17 protein-coding genes are annotated in these 19,483 nt (G+C 65.7%); 6 read left to right on the top strand and 11 right to left on the bottom strand.

The window, feature by feature from the left end; translation table 11 throughout:
- Positions 1–143 precede the first annotated feature (143 nt).
- The 9 genes from KI243_RS11885 to KI243_RS11845 form a co-directional block, all read right to left on the bottom strand.
- The gene (locus KI243_RS11885) at positions 144–1,502 is read right to left on the bottom strand and encodes an ATP-binding protein (protein WP_212810856.1); all 1,359 of its coding nucleotides are present in this window, start codon (positions 1,500–1,502) and stop codon (positions 144–146) included.
- Positions 1,478–2,143: a response regulator transcription factor gene (locus tag KI243_RS11880; protein ID WP_017128886.1), complete on the bottom strand. Its 666-nt coding sequence runs from the start codon at positions 2,141–2,143 to the stop codon at positions 1,478–1,480. Before KI243_RS11880 ends, KI243_RS11885 begins: the two co-directional genes overlap by 25 nt.
- A 128-nt stretch (positions 2,144–2,271) precedes the next feature.
- Positions 2,272–2,709, bottom strand: coding sequence for a hypothetical protein (locus KI243_RS11875; protein ID WP_178992038.1), 438 nt, complete (start codon positions 2,707–2,709; stop codon positions 2,272–2,274).
- Positions 2,710–2,752: 43 nt separating this feature from the next.
- On the bottom strand, positions 2,753–3,520 hold the full coding sequence (locus tag KI243_RS11870; RefSeq protein ID WP_017128884.1) for a membrane protein: 768 nt from the start codon (positions 3,518–3,520) through the stop codon (positions 2,753–2,755).
- A gap of 100 nt (positions 3,521–3,620) precedes the next feature.
- Positions 3,621–4,517: a LysR family transcriptional regulator gene (locus KI243_RS11865; RefSeq protein WP_017128883.1), complete on the bottom strand. Its 897-nt coding sequence runs from the start codon at positions 4,515–4,517 to the stop codon at positions 3,621–3,623.
- Between the two features lie 267 nt (positions 4,518–4,784).
- On the bottom strand, positions 4,785–5,411 hold the full coding sequence (gene ycaC, locus KI243_RS11860) for an isochorismate family cysteine hydrolase YcaC (RefSeq protein WP_017128882.1): 627 nt from the start codon (positions 5,409–5,411) through the stop codon (positions 4,785–4,787).
- Positions 5,412–5,477: 66 nt separating this feature from the next.
- Complete coding sequence (locus KI243_RS11855; RefSeq protein ID WP_017128881.1) at positions 5,478–7,316, bottom strand: amidohydrolase; 1,839 nt, start codon at positions 7,314–7,316, stop codon at positions 5,478–5,480.
- A 48-nt stretch (positions 7,317–7,364) separates the two neighbouring features.
- Positions 7,365–7,781 carry a DoxX family protein gene (locus KI243_RS11850; protein WP_042936721.1) on the bottom strand — a complete coding sequence of 139 codons (417 nt, stop codon included), beginning with the start codon at positions 7,779–7,781 and terminating at the stop codon, positions 7,365–7,367.
- Between the two features lie 116 nt (positions 7,782–7,897).
- The gene (locus KI243_RS11845) at positions 7,898–8,821 is read right to left on the bottom strand and encodes a LysR family transcriptional regulator (RefSeq protein ID WP_017128879.1); all 924 of its coding nucleotides are present in this window, start codon (positions 8,819–8,821) and stop codon (positions 7,898–7,900) included.
- A gap of 264 nt (positions 8,822–9,085) precedes the next feature.
- Here KI243_RS11845 and KI243_RS11840 point away from each other — a divergent pair, with 264 nt between their 5' ends.
- Both KI243_RS11840 and KI243_RS11835 read left to right on the top strand, forming a co-directional pair.
- Positions 9,086–9,541, top strand: a complete 456-nt coding sequence (locus tag KI243_RS11840) for an AraC family transcriptional regulator (protein WP_017128878.1) — start codon at positions 9,086–9,088, stop codon at positions 9,539–9,541.
- 203 nt (positions 9,542–9,744) lie between these two features.
- Positions 9,745–12,540: a winged helix-turn-helix domain-containing protein gene (locus tag KI243_RS11835; protein ID WP_212810855.1), complete on the top strand. Its 2,796-nt coding sequence runs from the start codon at positions 9,745–9,747 to the stop codon at positions 12,538–12,540.
- Here the strand turns inward: KI243_RS11835 and KI243_RS11830 are convergent.
- Positions 12,532–13,983, bottom strand: coding sequence for a winged helix-turn-helix domain-containing protein (locus KI243_RS11830; protein WP_212810854.1), 1,452 nt, complete (start codon positions 13,981–13,983; stop codon positions 12,532–12,534). The genes KI243_RS11835 and KI243_RS11830 overlap by 9 nt on opposite strands.
- A gap of 199 nt (positions 13,984–14,182) precedes the next feature.
- Here KI243_RS11830 and KI243_RS11825 point away from each other — a divergent pair, with 199 nt between their 5' ends.
- The 4 genes from KI243_RS11825 (at position 14,183) to KI243_RS11810 (ending at position 18,059) form a co-directional block, all read left to right on the top strand.
- On the top strand, positions 14,183–14,905 hold the full coding sequence (locus KI243_RS11825; RefSeq protein ID WP_017128874.1) for a pirin family protein: 723 nt from the start codon (positions 14,183–14,185) through the stop codon (positions 14,903–14,905).
- A 299-nt stretch (positions 14,906–15,204) separates the two neighbouring features.
- A complete protein-coding gene (locus KI243_RS11820; RefSeq protein WP_178992018.1) occupies positions 15,205–15,657 on the top strand; it encodes a cupin domain-containing protein in 453 nt (150 codons plus the stop codon).
- Positions 15,658–15,809: 152 nt separating this feature from the next.
- Entirely contained in the window at positions 15,810–17,000 is a 1,191-nt protein-coding gene (locus KI243_RS11815) for a cyanate transporter (RefSeq protein ID WP_042936715.1), read from the top strand.
- 150 nt (positions 17,001–17,150) lie between these two features.
- Positions 17,151–18,059 carry a DMT family transporter gene (locus KI243_RS11810; protein ID WP_017128864.1) on the top strand — a complete coding sequence of 303 codons (909 nt, stop codon included), beginning with the start codon at positions 17,151–17,153 and terminating at the stop codon, positions 18,057–18,059.
- Between the two features lie 6 nt (positions 18,060–18,065).
- Here KI243_RS11810 and KI243_RS11805 read toward each other — a convergent pair whose 3' ends face one another.
- Complete coding sequence (locus KI243_RS11805) at positions 18,066–19,481, bottom strand: amidase (RefSeq protein ID WP_177116436.1); 1,416 nt, start codon at positions 19,479–19,481, stop codon at positions 18,066–18,068.
- Between the last annotated feature and the right edge of the window lie 2 nt (positions 19,482–19,483).

The following is a 19,483-nucleotide window of genomic DNA, read 5'->3' as shown; positions in this document are numbered from 1 at the left end:
TGCACCTTCAACCTTGAATCGATAAACGTCAGGGTATTTCCTGTTTGCGCAATTGTTACAGGCCACCTTCACGGAGGTCCAGTCGCTCACGCAGGAACTCACCAGCACTTTCGCAGGGGTCAGCACGGTGCGATAGGCACGCCTCAGCCCACGGCCGCCGGTAACCAGACCGAAACGCTCAGGCCGCGCTGCCGTACTTCATCGCTGTACCCCAGGCGGATACGCGCGCCGGTGCGCTCGGCAATGGCCTTGATGATCGACAGCCCGAGCCCCGAGCCGACCTCGGTATTGCCCAGGCTGCGGTAGAACGGGTCGAACACCCGCTCGCGCTCCTCGATGGCAATCCCCGGGCCGTTATCCCGGACCTGCAACAGCACGCCGCCCTGCTCCGCGCTCACCGACAGGTCCACCCGCCCGCCTTGCGGGGTATAGCGGATGGCGTTGTCCACCAGGTTCCTGACCAGGGCCAACAGGTCGATCTCGTTGAGCGACACCCGCATGTCCTGCTCGCCTTCCACGCCGACATCGATCTGCTTGAGTTCGGCCAGTGGCAGCAGGTCTTCCAGCACGCGGCGGTAGATGCCATGCACGGAGATCGGCGCGGCGGGGGTTGTCGACGCCGATTGCGCCGTGGCCAGCGCCAGCAACTGATCGATCAGGCTTTTGCCGCGCTCGATACCCCGCTGCAACGGCACCAGCCGCTCGCGGGCGTCCGGCGACAGCTCGGCGGCGGCCAGGCGCTCGGCCTGCAGCGACAACGCGGTCAAGGGTGAACGCAGTTCGTGGGCGGCATCGGCGACAAAACGCCGCTGACTGTCCATCGAGCGAGCCACCCGGTCGAACAGGCGATTGATGGCGAGCACAAAGGAGCGGATTTCACTGGGCAGGTGCCGTTCGTCGATGGGATGCAGGTCCTGCTCGCTGCGCCGGTCGATGTCCTGCGCCAGGACCGCGATCGGACGAAACAGCTTGCGCACCAGGTCGGCCACCACCAGCAACAGCACCGGCAGCAGGATCAGAAAAGGCAGCAGGCCGCGCCAGGCACTTTCCCGGGCATCCTTGTCCCGTGCACCGGTTTCCTGGGCCACGGCGATGCGCTCGCCCGTGCCCAGGGTCTTGACCAGCACGCGAAACGGCTCGCCGCCGACGGTCAGGGTCGCCAGGCCATCGGCCAGGCTCGTCGGCAATGGCAGCGGGCCGCCGTCATCGATATTGCCCGAAGCCCGGGCCCCATCGCGCAGGTACTGGACGACCACCCGCGACTCCTCGTCGTCGTCCCTGATCGACATACCGGGGGCCGACGGACTCAGGGTCATGTTCTGGCGCTCGACCAGCACGGCGACCTGGCGCAGGGTATTGTCCTGCAACTCCAGCGCTTCATCGAACGCCGAGACAAAGGCGAAAATACCCGCCACCACCGCAACGACCAGGATCGCCAGCGACAGGCCGACGGACAGCCTGAGCTGGACGGACTCGCTCAGACGCCTTTTGAAACCATCCATCCCATCCCCCTGACATTCTTGATCACCTGGCTGCCCAGCTTGCGCCGCAGCGCGTGGATCAGAAACTCCACGGCATTGCTTTCCACCTCGTTGCCCCAGCCATAGAGACGATCTTCGAGATCGGCACGGGAAAGAATCGCCCCCGGACGGATCAGCAGCGCCTGGAGCAGCGAAAACTCGCGATTCGACAGTTGCACCTCGGGGTGCTCCGCCGTACTGGCCTGCTTGGACACCAGGTCCAGGGTGACCAGGCCATTGCTCAGCAGCGACAAGGCACTGCCGCCCTTGCGCCGCAGTACCGCACGCATGCGTGCCAGCAATTCGGCCATTTCAAACGGCTTGAGCAGGAAGTCATCGGCACCGCCATCAAGGCCGCGCAGGCGTTGATCGAGGCTGTCGCGGGCGGTGATGATCAGCAACGGCACGGCATTGTCGGCGGAACGAATGCTGTCCAGCACCGCCAGGCCATCCTTGCCGGGCAAGCCCAGGTCCAGCAGCACCAGGTCGTAGTGCTGGGTGTCCAGGGTCGCCAGTGCGGTCAGGCCATTGTTGACCCAGTCGGCGGCATAGCCGGCATCCTTCAGGGCCCCCTGGATCACCTCCCCGATCATCGGGTCATCTTCGACCAGCAGTATGCGCATATCCCTCTCCGACCATCAGCAAGGCCCGGCACCCGCGACGCGGATGCCGAGCCTCTATTGAAGCATCTGTCGCCCGCCGCGTGCAGCGTTTTGACCTGGATGCATGCGGCGGGCGAGCTGGCTGGCGATCACTTGCCGCCTTGCAGGCTCGCGAAGGTCTTCAGCAGATCGGTCATGGCGACCTTGCAGTCGCTCTGCTTCGGCGAACCCGCGCGCAGAGCTTCAAGGGCGTTGTCGATGGCCTTGTCCAGCAGGTGCCAGTCACTGGCGGCACGGGGCTTGATCCCGGCTTCGGCGGAGTCCCAGGCCAGCTCCAGGTCCTTGATCCGTGTTTTTGCACCGGCCAGGTCGTTCTGCTCGACCAACCCGGCAACCTGGCTGGCGATGCCCTGGAAGGCCGACAGGTCGCCCAGCTTGGAGGGCGAGGCATGGCTCGAATCGGCCTGTGCATTGGCCGTGCCGGCCTTGGGGGTATCCGGCGATTTCGAGCAGGCGGTGGCCAGGCTCAACAAGGCGATGGCGCCGACAATGGCGGCTTTGCGAATACTGCTACGAACGGTCAGCATGATGATTCCTTGATAATTGAAATGAGTGAGGTTGAAGACGGGGTCAGTCGGAAACCGGCTTGCGCTGGCCGACGCCGAGCTGGGCGACGATGACCAGCATCAGGATGACGCTGAGGAAGATCGCGCTGGTCCATGCCGCGCCCATGCCGAGGCCGCCATAGGTCTTGGCCTGGGTCAGCAGGTCCCCCAGGGAAGCACCGAACGGACGGGTCAGGATGTAGGCGATCCAGAAGGTCAGGACCGTATTGCCGCCCAGGCGCCAGGCGGCGAATGTGGCGCCGATCAGCACGGCGAAAATCACCGAGCCGAGGGTGAAACCCAGGCCCAGCGCCTCGGTCGCCAGGTCGCCGGCCGCCGTGCCCAGGGCAAAGGTGCAGAGCACGGTCGCCCAATAGAACAGCTCCCGGCGCGGGGTGACGATATCGGCAATCGACAGGCTGCGCTCCAGCCTGAACCAGACCAGGAAATTGATCGCCAGCAGCACGCTGAACACCGCCGTGCTGGCATACAGGCTGATACCCAGCTGGTCGGTGAGCACATCGGTGATCTGCGTACCGACGATGCTCACCAGCACCACGCTCAGCCAGTAGATCCAGGGGGTGTAGGCGCGGGTACGGAGTTGAGCGAACAACGCGATGGCCAGCAGCACGGCCATGCCGATACTGGTCAGGCCCTGGCCCAGCCCGGCATCGACGGCAAGGTAGTCGGCGGCGGTTTCGCCGACGGTGGTGGACATGATCTTGATGACCCAGAACGACAACGTCACTTCGGGGACTTTGTTGAGCCAGTCGGCTCCGGTTAGCGGCTTCATGTGAAGGTTATCTCCCTGGCAGCGCGGCAACTGGCGCTGGGGGAGACTACCCGGGCAAACTTAGCCGGGACTGAGGCGCGGAGATTTGCCCGTCCGGGCGCTAGAGGCCGCCATCGTCACGCGCCAGGCTTTCGCGCAGGAACTCGATGAACGCCTGCACCGGCCGCGACGCCTGGCGGTGCTGCGGATACACCGCCGACAAGCGCAGTGGCTCGGGGCGCAGGGAGTCGAGCAAGGTCACCAGGCGGCCGTCGCGCAAGGCCGCGTCGACGATAAAGGTCGGCAGGTAGGCAATGCCCATGCCGGCGATGGCCGCATCCCTGAGCAATTCGCCGTTGTTGACCCGCATGCGCCCCGTGACATTGACCACCACCGGCTTGCCCTGCCCCTCGAAACGCCACTGCACCTGGCGGCCATGGCCATAGGGCAGGCAATCGTGGGCATGCAGGTCGTCGGGCTTGAGGGGTGTACCGCGTTCGGCCAGGTAGGCCGGGCTGGCGCAGTACACCCGGTCGATGGTGGCGATGCGCCGGGCAATCAGGCTCGAATCCTCCAGCACGCCGATGCGCAGCGCCAGGTCATAGCCCTCGCCGAGCAGATCCACCGGACGGTCGCTGAGGTCGACTTCGACAGTGACGTCACGGTAACGCTTGAGAAATGCCGGCAGCAGCGATCCCAGGTGAGCCAGGGCAAACGACAGGGGCGCACTCAGGCGAAGGGTGCCGCGCGGCTCGGCGGTCTGGCCGGCGATGCCCTGCTCCATGTGCTCGACTTCGGCGAGCAGGCGCAAGGCGGATTCGTAGTAGCTCTGCCCCAGGGGCGTGACATCCAGGCGGCGGGTCGAGCGATTGAGCAGGCGCACCCCGAGGCGTTCCTCCAGTTGCATCAGGCGACGACTGACGAACTGCTTGGACAGGCCCAGTTGATCCGCTGCCGCGGTGAAACTGCCCGAGTCCATGACCTGGCAGAACATACGCATGTCTTCGAAAGGGTTCATTGTCACGCTCGGGTTGACAGCAAGCCCCTTTATAACGACTTTTTTCCTTCCTCACATCTCATAATCGGTAACCACGAAACCTGTGGGGGCCTTAGCGCCGAGCCCCTTCCTGTTCCCGACCACTGCAGGAGCTGGCCTGCCTGGACGCCGCATCGCAGCCATGAGGCCCTTGAGCCTTGTGCTGCCCGTGCGTACGCCATCGCCAGCAAGCCGGCTCCCGCCGGTCGGTGCCTCACCGCCAGGTCCCGGGCGGCACCGACATGGCCGTTACTTGGCTGTCAGTGCCGAGTAGCTGTTCATCAGGTTGCGGTAGTTCGGGATGCGCGGCGACAGCAGGTTCGCCAGGCCTTCCATGTCGTTGCGCCAGTCGCCTTGCAGCTCGCACGCCACCGAGAACCAGTTGACCAGTTGCGCACCGGCGGCGGTCATCCGCGCCCAGGCCGCCTGCTGCACGGTTTCGTTGAAGGTACCCGAGGCATCGGTGACCACGAACACTTCAAAGCCTTCGGCCAGGGCCGACAAGGTCGGGAAGGTCACGCAGACATCGGTCACGACGCCGGCGATGATCAACTGCTTGCGACCGGTAGCCTTTACCGCCTTGACGAAATCGGCGTTGTCCCAGGCATTGATCTGGCCTGGACGGGGAATGTACGGCGCGTCCGGGAACAGTTCCTTGAGCTCCGGCACCATCGGGCCGTTCGGGCCATTTTCGAAGCTGGTGGTGAGGATGGTCGGCAGTTTGAAGAACTTCGCCAGGTCGGCCAGGGCCAGGACATTGTTCTTGAACTCGTTCGGCGAGAAATCCTGCACCAGCGAGATCAGGCCGGTCTGGTGGTCGACCAGCAGGACCACCGCGTCGTCTTTGTTCAGGCGTTTGTAGGGAACGTTGCTCATGTGAAACTCCTTGGTGACGTGAGAGTACAGTGGGCGCCGGCCATACGGTCCGGCGCCGATGGGGAATCAGAAGGCAAAACACGAACAGCCGAATGCGCCCCAGAATCCCTGGAAGTCGCTGACCGGCGCATTCGACAGGCGCGCCCGCTCATGGCTGTGGGAGTGCACGGCGCAGGGACCGCTGCACTGGTGGACCTGGGCCTGCAGCGGCGAAGTCGGACGCCAGTGCCCCGGCACCTTCGCCACCGGTGACCAGTCCGGCAGCACCGGCAGGCCGGCCGGGCCGAGCTTCTCGAAGTCGCCGGCGGCGTAGACCACCTTGCCACCGACCACCGTCAGCACCGACTCGATCCACTTGATGGCCTCTTCCTCGACCTTGAAGTAGTCCGCGCTCAGCGCCGCCAGATCGGCCAGCTGGCCGACCTTGATCTGGCCCTTGCTGCCCTGCTCGGAGGAAAACCAGGCGCTGCCGTGGGTGAACAGCTCCAGGGCGGTCTGGCGCGACAGGCCTTCCTCATGCAGGGCCAGGCCGCCAACCGTGCGTCCACTGACCATCCAGTACAGCGAGGTCCACGGGTTGTAGCTGGACACCCGCGTGGCATCGGTGCCCGCGCCTACCGGCACGCCTTCGGCGAGCATGCGCTTGATCGGCGGCGTGGCCTCGGCGGCCTTGGCGCCGTAGCGCTCGACGAAATATTCGCCCTGGAACGCCATGCGGTCCTGGATCGCGATGCCGCCGCCCAGGGCCCGCACCCGCTCGATGTTCTGCGGGGTGATGGTCTCGGCATGGTCGAAGAACCACGGCAGGCCGTTGAACGGGATATCGCGGTTGACCTTCTCGAACACGTCGAGCATGCGGCTGATGGATTCGTTGTAGGTGGCGTGCAGGCGGAACGGCCAGCGCTGCTCGACCAGGTGGCGCACCACCGGCTCCAGTTCCTGTTCCATGGTCTGCGGCAGGTCGGGGCGTGGTTCGAGGAAGTCTTCGAAGTCCGCCGCCGAGAAAACCAGCATTTCGCCGGCGCCGTTGTGACGCAGGAAGTCATCGCCCTGATGCAACTTGACGCTGCCGGTCCAGTTCTTGAAGTCGGCCAGTTCTTCCTTGGGCTTCTGGGTGAACAGGTTGTAGGCGATGCGCACCGTCAACTGCCGGTCCCTGGCCAATTGCTCGATCACCGCGTAGTCGTCGGGGTAGTTCTGGAAGCCGCCGCCGGCATCGATGGCGCTGGTCAGGCCGAGACGGTTGAGTTCGCGCATGAACTGGCGCGTAGAGTTGACCTGGTATTCCAGCGGCAGCTTGGGGCCCTTGGCGAGGGTCGAGTAGAGAATCATCGCGTTGGGGCGGGCCACCAGCATGCCGGTCGGTTCGCCGTTGGCATCGCGGACGATCTCGCCACCCGGCGGGTTCGGCGTGTCGCGGGTGTAGCCGGCCACGCGCAAGGCGGCCCGGTTGAGCAAGGCGCGGTCATACAGGTGCAGCACGAATACCGGGGTATCCGGCGCGGCCTGGTTCAGCTCCGCCAGGGTCGGCATGCGCTTCTCGGCGAACTGGAATTCGTTCCAGCCGCCCACCACCCGCACCCACTGGGGCGTCGGCGTGCGCTCGGCCTGGTCCTTGAGCATGCGCAAGGCATCGGCCAGGGACGGTACGCCTTCCCAGCGCAGTTCGAGATTGTAGTTCAGGCCGCCACGGATCAGGTGCAGGTGCGAGTCGTTGAGGCCGGGGATCACGCAGCGGCCCTTGAGGTCGATGACCTGGGTGTCGCTACCGCGCAGGGCCATGGCCTGGGCATCGCTGCCGACCGTCACGAAGCGCCCGTCGCGGATGGCCACGGCACTGGCCAGGGGCTTTTCACGGTCGACGGTATGAAATTGACCATTGAACAGAATCAGATCGGCGTTCATCGCGTTTCCTTCGACAGAGTGAGCATGGAGAACGGATCGTCCCTGGTATCAGGCATGGCGCCAGGCCCCGGCAAGGCGCTCGCCGAGCGCCAGCCGTCCGGGGCCGGCAATCAGAAGACTGGTGAACAGGATCAGCAGCAGCCAGCCGAACTGGCCTTCGGCGATCGTCCATTGCGGATGCACGATCAGCAGCGCCACCCACAGCACACAGAGAATAGGCAAGCAGGCCAGACGCACCAGTACGCCAGCGATAATCAGCAGCGGGCAGAACACCTCGGCGAAGATCGCCAGGCCCAGGGTCAGGTCGGCGCCCAGGTGGAAAGGATCTTCGATGTTCTGCAGTTCGCTGCTGTAGTGCAGCAGTTTCGGCAGGCCATGGACCCACAACAGGAACAGCCCGGCGCTGACCCGCAGGAACAACCATCCAAGATCCCGAGCCCGTTCATCCCGGCGCAAAGCGTCCATGAGCCACCCATCGCAATGAAAAACCACCGGCGTGGTGACGCCGGACTGTCGGTGGATAGTGCGGCGACGGGGCAGGGAAAAATTGAATGTACGTGCTCTCTTTCCCGTGGGCGCCCCTAGGGCGTCCGGATGTCCAGCGGCGCGGACATGAACTGCGCGATCCGCGAGCGCAGCCAGCGTTCCGCCGGGTCGTTGTCGTGGACCCCGCTCCAGGCCATGGACAGTTGCGCGGCATCGATGGGAAACGGCGGATCCTCGGCCCGCAACGCACAGCCCTCGACCAGGGCGCAGGCGGCGTAGTCGGGCACGGTGGCGATCATCTCGGTGCCGGCCAGCAGGGCCCGCAGGCCACTGAACTGCGGAACACCCAGGACCACGCGCCGGCTGCGGCCGACCTTGGCCAGGTCGAGGTCGATATTGCCGCTCAGGTCGCCGGAGAACGACACCATCGCGTGGGGCCGCTCGCAGTACTCATCCAGGGTCAGCAGGCCGGGTCGCTTGTCCCCGCGCAGCACCTTGCAGGGAATGTCGCGCAGGGTCTTGCGCTTGGCATTGGCCGGCAGTTCGGTGGTGTAGCTGACCCCGACCGAAATCTCCCCGGAGGCCAGCAGCGCGGGCATCAGCAGGTAGTTGGCCCGGCGTACCACCACGACTATCCCCGGCGCCTCCTCGCGCAACCGGCTCAGCAGGGGCGGAAACAGGCCGAACTCGGCGTCGTCGGAAAGACCGATGCGAAACACATCGCCGCTGGTCGCCGGATCGAATGCCTTGGCCCGGCTCACCGCCCCGGAAATGGTGTCCATCGCCGGTTGCAGCTCCTTGAGGATGGCCTGGGCCCGTGCCGTCGGCTCCATGCCACGGCCATTGCGCAACAGCAACGGATCGTCGAACAGGTCGCGCAGGCGCCCCAGGGCGGCACTCACCGCCGGCTGGCCCATGAAGAGTTTTTCGGCGACCCGGGTCAGGTTCTTCTCGAACATCAAGGCCTCGAAAATCACCAACAGGTTCATGTCGACGCGGCGCAGGTCGTTTCGGTTCATCGGCGCAATCTCCTTGCAGGTTCAGTCGGGCTGGCGCCTCCAGTCTGCGCCTGCGCCCGCCTTCGATACTTGCAGCGGTGTGCTGACTTGCGCGGGGGCGGCCCCGCGCGACGAGCACGACCCGAAATTAACAACGTTTAACTCGCCGGTTCGCGCCCCCCGCCCAAGAATGAAGTGCCCTGCCCTCTCATCGGTTTTTCCGGAGAAACGGCGCTGACCCGACGTGCTGTGCGCCAGCGCCTGCTCCCGACACGGACATTGCTTATGATTCCACTTCAGCACAACAGCGTCCCCTCCTTTGCCAGCGAAACGCGGGCACCCACCCCGGGCGGCCTGGCCCCCTGGCGGGAAAACCTGGTCAAGCAACTGATTCTCGAGCGTCTGAGCGAGCCCCTGGAAGTCACCGAGCTGGCCCGGGCCTGTGCGCTGTCGCGCAGCCACTTCTCCCGCGCCTTCAAATGCACGACCGGCCTGTCCCCCCAGGACTGGATCCGCCAGCAACGCATCCTGCGCGCCAAGCAACTGATCCGCGACACCGACCTGAGCCTGACGCAGATCAGCCTGGAATGCGGTTTCTGCGACCAGTCGCATTTCTGTCACATCTTCACCCGCAGCGAAGGCATCAACCCGTTTGCCTGGCGTTGCCAGAAGCTGGGCACCGCTCCTGCCCCGCAGGCGACACGCCACCTGTGCTACGTCGAACGGCCGGTTTCTCGATAATCCGCCAGGTGCCACAGGGCCTCGGCCCACCGCGCCACCCTCCCCCCTGTGACAGCTCCCCGCATTGCCCATCGCCCGGCCCCGCGGGCCTGTTCGTCCGTTGCCTGCCGGGAGATTGCGCAGCGGACAAAACCTGAGGAATATACTCGGGCACCGCGACAGGCCACGGCGGCGACCACAGGACATGCAGCAGGAGCCAACCGTTGAACCTTTCTCCCGAGCAGACCGTGCGTTTCGGGCCCTACCGGATCCACCCCGGGCAACGCCTGGTCATGGAAGCCGAGCGCCCCCTGCGCCTGGGACGACGAGCCATGGATATCCTGTTGATCCTGCTGGAGCACGCGGGCCAGGTGGTCAGCAAACAGACCCTGATGACCCGGGTCTGGCCCAACAGCGTGGTCGAGGACATCAACCTGCGAGTGCACATGGCCGCGCTGCGCAAGGCCCTGGGCGACGGTCAGGCCGGCCAGCGTTATATCGTGACCGTAGCCCAGCGCGGCTACAGCTTTGTCGCGCCGTACCAACTGGACGTCCGTCAGGTCCCGCCGCAAAACCTCGCCCCAACGCTCCAGGGCCATAACCTGCCGGTGCGTCGGACCCGCATGATCGGCCGCCAGCCGTTGCTCGACAGCCTGTTGCAGCACCTGCCACGCCAGCGTTTCATTACCCTGGTCGGCCCCGGCGGCATCGGCAAGACCACCCTGGCCCTGAGCGTGGCCGAACAACTGATCGGGGCCTACCGCGACGGCATCCGCCTGCTGGACCTGGCACCGCTCACCGACCCGGCCATGCTCGGCAGTCACCTGGCGACGCTGCTCGGGGTCGGCCTGCCCGACGGCGACGCCATTGCCCTTCTCGTCGGCGCCCTGCGCGAGCGCCAGATGCTGCTGGTGATCGACAATTGCGAGCACCTGCTCGACAGCGTCGCCCTGCTCTGCGAAAGCATCCTGCGCGGCGCGCCCCAGGTGCATATCCTGACCACCAGCCGCGAGAGCCTGCGGGCCGAAGGCGAATTCGTCCAGCGCCTGGAGTCACTGGATTGCCCGCCCGCCATCGCGCCCCTGGATCGTCGCCAGGCCTTGGGCTTTCCAGCCCTGCAACTGTTCGTCGAACGCGCCATGGCCAGCCTGGACAACTTCGAACTGACGGAAGCCGAACTGCCGCTGGCCATCGAGATCTGTCGCCGCCTGGACGGTATTCCCCTCGCCATCGAACTGGCGGCCGCCCAGGTCGACCGCTTCGGCCTGGGCGGCCTGCTGGCGCAGTTGCAGGGCAGTTTTCGCCTGCTGGCCCAGGACGGCCTGACGACGCCCGCGCGCCATCAGACATTGCGCGCCACCCTCGACTGGAGCTTCGCCCTGCTCAGCCCCGGCGAACAGATCTGCCTGCGCCGGCTGGGCATCTTCAGGGGTGGCTTTACCCTGGCCTCGGCCGCGGCGGTGGTCATCGGCGCGCACGTCGAAGCCCGCGAGGTCTTCGCCTCGATCACCCAACTGGTCGCCAAATCCCTGCTGAACGTGGAGGTCGGCGATGAGCAGGTGTTCTACCGCCTGCTGGACACCACCCGTGCCTATGCCCTGGAAAAACTCGACCTGGCCTGCGAGTTGCCCGGCACCCGCCGGGCCCACGCCGAACGTTGCCTGGCCCTGATGGAACAGGCCCAGGCCGAGTGGCCGGACACCGCCACCGAGGTGTGGATCGAGCGCTACGCCCGGAGCCTGGAAGACCTGCGCGCGGCCCTGGAATGGGGACTGGGCCCTCGGGGCCCGGAAGCCCTGGCGGTCAGCCTGACCGTGGCCTCGACCCCGCTGTGGCAGGAGTTGTCGTTGCTCAGGGAGCATGGCGACCATGTGCGCAAGGCCCTGGCACGCCTGGAAACCTCGACGCAACCGTGCCCGCGCCTGAGCATCGCCCTCAAGCTGGCACTGGGCAGTTCCTGCTACCACACCCAGGGCGGCAGCCGCGAAACCATCGATGCCTTCAGCAGCGCCCGTGACCTGGCCGAACACCACCATGACGTGAACGGCCAACTGCGCGCCGTGTCCGGCCATATGGCGGTCAATCTCAGTTGCGGCAACTACCGTGAAGCCCTGCAACAGAGCCGGCAGTTCGATCGACTGGGCTTGCATGACGACGCGTTGCTGTCCCTCAGCACCCATCGCCTGCGGGTCCTGGCGCTGCATTTCGCCGGCCACCAGGAACGGGCCCGCGATCACGCCGAGCAGGTGATCCAGCGCATGGCCCACAGCGGCCACCTGAACCGGTTCACCCATGGTTTCGGCGTCCAGTACGATCAGAGCGTGGCGTCGTTGACCATCCTGGCGCGCATCCTCTGGTTGCAGGGCTACCCGGAACAGGCCTGGAAGACCGCGCGCCAGGCCCTGGACATCGCGTTGCAGATCAATCACGGCACCTCGGTGTGCTACACCCTGGCCCTGTCCGGTTGCCCGATCGCCCACTGCAACGGCGATACCCGCACAGCCCGTGATCTCCTACGGCTGCTGCTGGAACGGGCCCGGCAGCATTCGGTGCTGCTGTTCCACACCTGGGGCCAGCACTACGCCCAGGTGATCGACAACACGGCCTCGGCATCTGCGCCGTCGCCCGCCAGTGGCCTGGTCAAGGAGATCATGGTCACCCTCGACCACCGTCTGGTCGACGACGCCTTGCTGGAGCGGGCCGAGAGCGGCGCGGCAGGCTGGAGCACGGCGGAAATCCTGCGCGCCAAGGCGCAGGTGCTGTTGGCGGAACAGGCCCCGGACGCGGCGCAGGCGCTGCTGCTCAAGGCCCTGGAAGTGGCACGAGCCCAGGGGGCACTGGCCTGGGAACTGCGCAGCGCTGTCACCCTGGCCCGGCTATGGCGGCAACAGGGACGCGTGCAGTCGGCCCATGACCTGCTCGCCCCGATCCATGCCCGCTTCAGCGAGGGTTTTGCCACGCCGGACCTGATCAGCGCCCGGCAATTGCTCGATGTGTTGCCGCTGCGCCAGTCAGCCTGAAGCCCGTTGCGCCTGGCGAAGGTAGTCGGCATGACGCCGCTCCAGGGCGGCTTTTTGTCCGCTGCGCTCGAGCCGTTCCAGGGCGTAGCCGCGGGTGGTGTTGAGGAACCGATAGCGGGTCACGCCGCCGCGGCGCGTCACCGCCAGCAAGGACTTGTGCGCCAGCCGTGGCACCAGTTCCAGCAGTTGCCCCGGGCCCAGTCGTGTGCAACCACAGACCGCGAGGACGGCGTCCAGGGTAAAGCCCGGCTTGAACACCGCGAGGCGCTGCAACAGCGTCTGTTCATCGGCGCTCAGGCGTTCATAGCTCCAGTCCAGCGCCGCCTTCAGGGTCTGGTGCCGTGGCACGGCGGTCCGTCGCCCCAGGGTCAGCAACTGACAACAGTTGCCCAGTTGGGCCTGCACGCCAACCAGTGCCAGGGCGTCGATCTGCGCAGCCGCCAGCTCGATGGCCAGGGGCAGGCCGTCGAGTCGCCGGCAAATCTCGCGCACCGCCACCAGGTCGCGTTCGCGCAGGACAAACCCCTGCTGGCAGGCCCGGACCCTGCTGACAAACAGCTGTACCGCCGAATAGCCCATCACCTCGGCGACGCTGCCCAGCGCGCTAGCCGGCGGCGTCGTCAGGGCCGGCAGGCGCTGGACGGTTTCGCCGATGGCCAGCAACGGCTCGCGGCTGGTGACCAGCACCGCCAACCGCGGCGAGTCGAGCAAGAGTTGCTCGACCAGGTGGCGACAAGGCTCGAGCAGGTGCTCGCAGTTATCCAGCAGCAGCAAGGCCTGCTGGGGCACCAGTGCTTGCAGGCCGCCCTGCAACCCCAGGGTCTGTACCAGATGATCGACCAGGTATGCCGGATCATCGACGGTCGACAGGTCGATCATCCAGACACCGTCGCGGTAATGCTCCAGGAGCAGTTCGGCGACCCGCAGGGCCAGGGTGGTCTTGCCGATACCGGCCGGTCCCACCAGGGTCAGGCAGCGCCGGACCGGCAACTGCCGGACCAGACTGCCGACCAGCGCATCACGCCCGATCACCGCTGTCAGCCGCGACGGCAGGTTGTGCCGGGGCGGGGGCAGCCCCTCGACGGCCATCGGCAACGCTTCGTGTTCGTGCCGGACCGGGGCAACGAAACTGTAGCCGCGCTGGGGCAGGTTGACGATGTAGCGCTGGCCGTCCTGGCCGTCACCCAGGGCCCGGCGCAAGGCAGCGATATGCACCCGCAGGTTGATGTCCTCGACCACCGAGTTCGGCCAGACCCGGGCGATCAGTTCGTCCTTGCCGACCACTTCGCCAGCGTGTTCGAGCAGCACCTGGAGAATGTCCAGCGCCCGCCCGCCCATGCGCAGCGGCCGATCCCCGGCCAGGACCAGGCGCCGGCCCAGGTGAAAGGCGTGGTTGCCGAAATGCAGCACCGTGGCGCCGTGTGACTGTCTGAGACTGTTCATGCCCGTTCACTTGCTGATGGACCCGGCCAGGGTTGACCGGCACGAGGTGAGTGTCGCCAGAGAATACAGCATCGGCGTGATAAAACTGTCAACTTGAAAGAGACAGTCTTTCAATTTCCATCTACTTATTGCACCAACGGGTAAACATTAACCTTCTCTCCACTCGGACGAATTCACGTCCCGCAGAGGAGAATTCATCATGCTGACCCTTCGTAAAGCCACTGATCGCGGCGTCGCCAATCACGGCTGGCTGAAGTCGTTCCACACCTTTTCCTTCGCCAACTACCGCAACCTCAACGAACAGGGTTTTTCCGACCTGCTGGTGATCAACGATGACCGGGTCGCGGCCGGCAAGGGCTTTGGCCAGCACCCGCACCGCGACATGGAGATTTTCTCCTACGTGCTCGACGGCGCCCTGGAACACAAGGACACCCTGGGCACCGGCTCGGTGATCCGCCCCGGCGATGTGCAATTGATGAGCGCCGGCAGCGGCGTAGCCCACAGCGAGTACAACCACTCGGCCAACCGGCCCGTGCACTTCCTGCAGATCTGGATCGTGCCGCAGGTCAGTGGGGCGCAACCGCGTTATCAGCAGGAGCATTTCAGCACCCAGAAGAAGCGCGGGAAAATGGCCTTGATCATCTCCCCCGACGGTGCCCAGGGCTCATTGCAGGTGCGCCAGGATGCGCGGGTCTACGCCGGTCTGATCGACGGCCAGGAATCCACCAGCATCGAACTGGCCGCCGACCGCTACGCCTACGTGCACGTGGCCCGTGGCAGCGTCGAACTCAATGGCCTGGTCCTGCAGGCCGGGGATGGCGTGCGGGTGCGCGAAGAACGCTTGCTGACCCTGGGCAACGGCGTGGATGCCGAAGTGCTGGTGTTCGACCTGCGACCGCAGGAGTTGCCGCAAATGCCATGAGCGTGAACCGCCCGGGGGCCCGATGCCCCCGGGCTTCATGCTTCGGCGACGGCGAACATCTCGACAGTCTCGTCGATGACCATCCGCCCCGCGCGCGGTGGTGATCCAGATGAAACCCGCAGACCGGTGCGTTCGACCCTGCGCGATTGTATGTGACTGTATCCCCGCCGCCTCCAGCCAACTTCGCATACAAATCCCGACCTGCACGACATGCGCGCGATACACGACGGGGGCCTGATGGACTCGCCGTATCCGCGGTGTCCCGCGCGGCCCAGCCGTGCATGTGCAGGAGAACCATGATGTCCGTCATTGCGTCCCGTAACCCCCTTGGAACCTTCGGCCTGGTCCTGGCCGTCACCGCCCTCGCCGCCTTCTCGAACTTGTCCCAGGCCCAGGAAGCCACCGCGCCGGCCATGAAAAGCTGGCAGACCGGACTGCACCGTACCGACCTGGTGCAGAAGGACCTCGACGCCACGTCCGGCCGCGAAGTGATCCAGACCCGGGTCGACTTCGAACCCGGCGTGGCCGCGCCCCGCCACTCCCATCCCGGGGTGGAAGTCGCCTATGTGCTCAAGGGCACCATGCAATATGAGCTCGAAGGGCAGCCGCCCGTGACGCTCAAGGCCGGCGATTCGCTGTTTATCCCCGAGGGCGTCGCCCACCTGGCGAAGAACATCGGCAAGGACCAGGCCTCGGAACTGGCCACCTACGTGGTGCACAAGGGCAAGTCGCTGGTGGACCTGAAACCGTAACGCCAATGCAGGCAAACGCCACCCCAAGCGCGTGGCGTTTGCCTGGCCGCACGGCAGCGAATCCTAATTTCTCGATATCGCCGCCTAGTTTTCAAATTGCCCTGGCGCACCCGAGGTGGCCTAATCGGAGCTTTGTAATCTAAGGCTCCCACATGGAAAACGTTAGAGCTTCAAGCGCTCATGCCGTCTGGCTGATGGTCAGCGTGGTACTGGTCGCACTCAACCTGCGGCCGTCAATGGCCGCTGTCGGCCCGCTGCTGTCGGCCATTCGTGGCGATATCCCGCTGAGTTTCAGCGCCGCCGCGTTGCTGACCATGCTGCCGGTCATGGCCATGGGCCTGGCGATGTTCCTCGGCATGCGCATCGCCCAGCGCTTCGGCGAGCACCGCACCATTGTCGTGTCGCTGCTGGTCATCGGCCTGGCCACCGCGTCGCGGCTGTACCTGGACAGCACCGCCGAACTGATCCTCAGCGCGGTACTGGCCGGCCTCGGCATCGCCCTGATCCAGGCGGTGATGCCGGCGCTGATCAAGTCGCGCTTCAGCAACAATGTCTCGCTGTTCATGGGTGTCTACGTCACCTCGATCATGGGCGGCGCGGCACTGGCGGCGTCGTTCTCGCCGTTTGTCCTGGCGCAGACCGGCAGCTGGCGGATCAGCCTGGCGGTCTGGGGACTGCTGGCACTGGTGGGCCTGATCGTCTGGTTCGCCCAGCGCTCGGCGGTACCGCACCTGCCCCAGGCACCGGCCAGCGGTCGCCAGGAATCGTTCGTCGGTAACTCGCGGGCCTGGCTGCTGGCGATTTTCTTCGGCCTCGGCACCGCCTCCTACACCTGTGTGCTGGCCTGGCTGGCGCCCTACTACGTGGAAAAAGGCTGGAGCGAACAGAGCGCCGGCCTGCTGCTGGGCCTGCTGACCGCCATGGAAGTGGTGTCCGGCCTGGTGACCCCGGCGATTGCCAACCGCAGCCAGGATCGCCGCCTGGTGCTGGCGGTGCTGCTGTTGTTGATCATCGCCGGCTTCTGCGGCCTGATCCTCAGCCCCGAACGCTTCACCCTGCTGTGGCCGTGCCTGCTGGGCCTGGGGATCGGCGGCTTGTTCCCGATGAGTCTGATCGTCTCCCTCGATCATCTGGACAACCCGCGTCGCGCCGGCGGCCTGACCGCCTTCGTGCAGGGGATCGGCTACCTGATCGCCGGCCTTTCGCCGCTGATCGCCGGGATGATCCGCGACCAGCTGGGCAGCTTCGAGTGGGCCTGGTGGTCCCTCGCGGCCGTGATGGCGGTAATGATCGTGATGGTGCTGCGCTTCAATCCCAAGCATTACGCACAGCATATCCAGTAAGCGTCGACGGTCCTTCCAGGGTCTCCCCAGCGGCTGCCCGGCCAGCCTTGAAAGGACCGTTTCCCGTCTCCCCGCGCCATTGCGCCACGCCTCTTCCCACCCGTGCCCGCAGGCCATCATGGCCACGCACGCCCAACCCTGGAAACACTCATGAAACCAGCCAGTTTTGCCACCGCTCACGGCGGCATGTTGATCTGGGCGATCCTGATCGCCGCGTCTTTTTTTGCCGCCGCCGAGGTCGGCCAGTCGATCGACCCGATCCTGCTGACCGGCCTGCGCCTGTTGTTTTCCGCCCTGCTGTTCCTGCCGCTGCTGTTGAACAACACCTCGCCGATCTCGCTCAAGGGCCTGCTCGCCCACGGGGTGCTGGGCCTGTTGCTGGCGGCGTATTTCGGCTCGCTGTTCGAGGCGTTGCGCTACACCACCGCGGTCAATACCGCGACGCTGTACACCTTGGTGCCGCTGATGACGCTGTGCTTCGAAGTGTTCTTGTTGCCCAGCCCGAACCTGAAGACCCGCCTGGCACCGATGGTGCTCGCGGCGGCTGGCGCCGTGATGCTGATCCTCAAGGGCGCGGCGCCAGGAGAATTGCCCGCGCTGTATCCGGTGCTGGTATTCGGTGTCGGTTGCCTGGCGATGGCGCTCTACTCGCCCTTGAGCCAACGCTTCAAGGCCGGCGTGTTGAAGGGCCGCGATCCGGTGGCGATGACCTTCTGGAACATGCTCTTCGGCGCGCTGTTCCTGTTGGCGTTCTGTCTGTTCAGTGGGGGCTGGCGCAGCGGGGCGCTGCTGACGGGGCGGGATATGTTCTGGCTGTTGTACCTGGCGCTGTTCGGCACCCTGGCCACCTTCTGGCTGCTGCATCGGGCCATCGGGGTGATCGCGCCGTCGACGGTGATTTCCTATGTCTACCTGAACACGCTGTTCGTGACCCTGTTCCACTGGTTCTGGCTCAGGCAGCAACCGACGCTGATCGAAGCCGTCGGTGCCGTGCTGGTGGCGGTCGGCATGGGGGTGCTGGTGATGACCAGTCGTGCCCCCAAGCCGGTGCTGGCGTAAACGGCCTCAGGGAGTCGTTGCACCCCGGGGCATGACCGGGGTCCAGCGCTCCAGCTGGCGCTCGAGGAACGCGGCGACGGCCAGCAGGCGCTCTTCCTGCCAATGGGGCCCGACGATCTGGATGCCGATCGGCAAACCGCTGTCCGGGTCATGGCCGGCGCGAATCACCACCGCTGGCGAACCGGACAGGCTGAACGGGAAGACAAAGGCATAACGGTCACGGTCGTCCAGGGACTCGCCATGGGCAAAGGCCACGTCCGGGAACACCGGACAGATGAACAGATCGTGCTCGGTGAAGAACTTCGCCAACTGGTAGCGGAAGGTGTCGATCGCAATCCAGTCGCGCTTCATTTCGTCGACGCTCAGCTCGACATCGCCGCTGAGCCGAACCAGCTCCGCCGTCGCCGGGGTATAGGCCTGCTTGTTCATCGCCTGGAACAGCCGCTGCCAGCCACGACCGCCATCGGCGCCGGTGATGAACACCCGCCACAACACGTCGCAGGCCTCATCGAGCATCGGCGGCACCGCCGCAGAGAGCCCGGCGACCACCGTCCCCAGGCACGCCTCGACCCGCTGCAACACCTGCTTCACCCCAGGGCTGACCCGGGTCCGCGCCGATTCCCAGGACAGTGCCACACGCAGCTCGGCCAGGGGCTTGCTCTCGACAAAGGGCACGTCGACGGTGTCCGGATCCTGACCGTCGGCACCGCTGATCAACGGCCCGAGCAAGGCCAGGTCATCGACATACCGGCCCATCACGCCAAAGGCCGAAGTCAGGTGGAACAGGCCCGAGCGGTCATTGGGAAACTGCCCGGTCAACGGCACCCGGCCCTGGGTCAGCTTGAGGCCGCAGATGCCATTGAAGTGCGCCGGAATCCGCACGCTGCCGCAGGCATCCGAGGCCAGGCCGGCCGGCGAGCAGCCGGCGGCGATGGCTGCGGCTTCACCGCCACTGCTGCCGCCGGCGGAGCGCTGCGGATCATAGGGGTTGAGGGTGCGGCCATAGAGCAGGTTCTCGGTCTCGAAGGCCATGCACAGCTCGGGCACGTTGCTGATGCCAAGGATGATCGCCCCGGCTTCGCGCAGCCGTGCCACCACCGTGGCGTCCTGCTCGCTGGTCTCGCCGAGCAATTCCTCCAGGCCCCGCGACATGCGAAAACCCCGCACATGACAGACGTCCTTGATGGTCAGCGGGACCCCGTGCAAAGGTCCGCGCAGCTTGCCGATACTGGCCAGCTCGTCAGCCTCGCGGGCCTGGCGCCGCAGTTCGTCGACCGACTCCAGCTGGATCAGCGCATTGATCGAGCGATTGCGCTCGGCAATGCGCTGCAGGTAGAACTCCAGCAGGTTCACGCTGGTCAGCGCGCCCCGGCGCAACAGGCCGGCCATTTCGCGCAGGGTCAGGGTGTCCGGATTGAACATGT

Origin of the sequence: Pseudomonas sp. Ost2 (assembly GCF_018326065.1) — a bacterium.
Classification (GTDB): domain Bacteria; phylum Pseudomonadota; class Gammaproteobacteria; order Pseudomonadales; family Pseudomonadaceae; genus Aquipseudomonas; species Aquipseudomonas gingeri.
The sequence above is the reverse complement of the archived record's forward strand: the minus strand, read 5'-3'. Positions and strand labels throughout refer to the sequence as shown.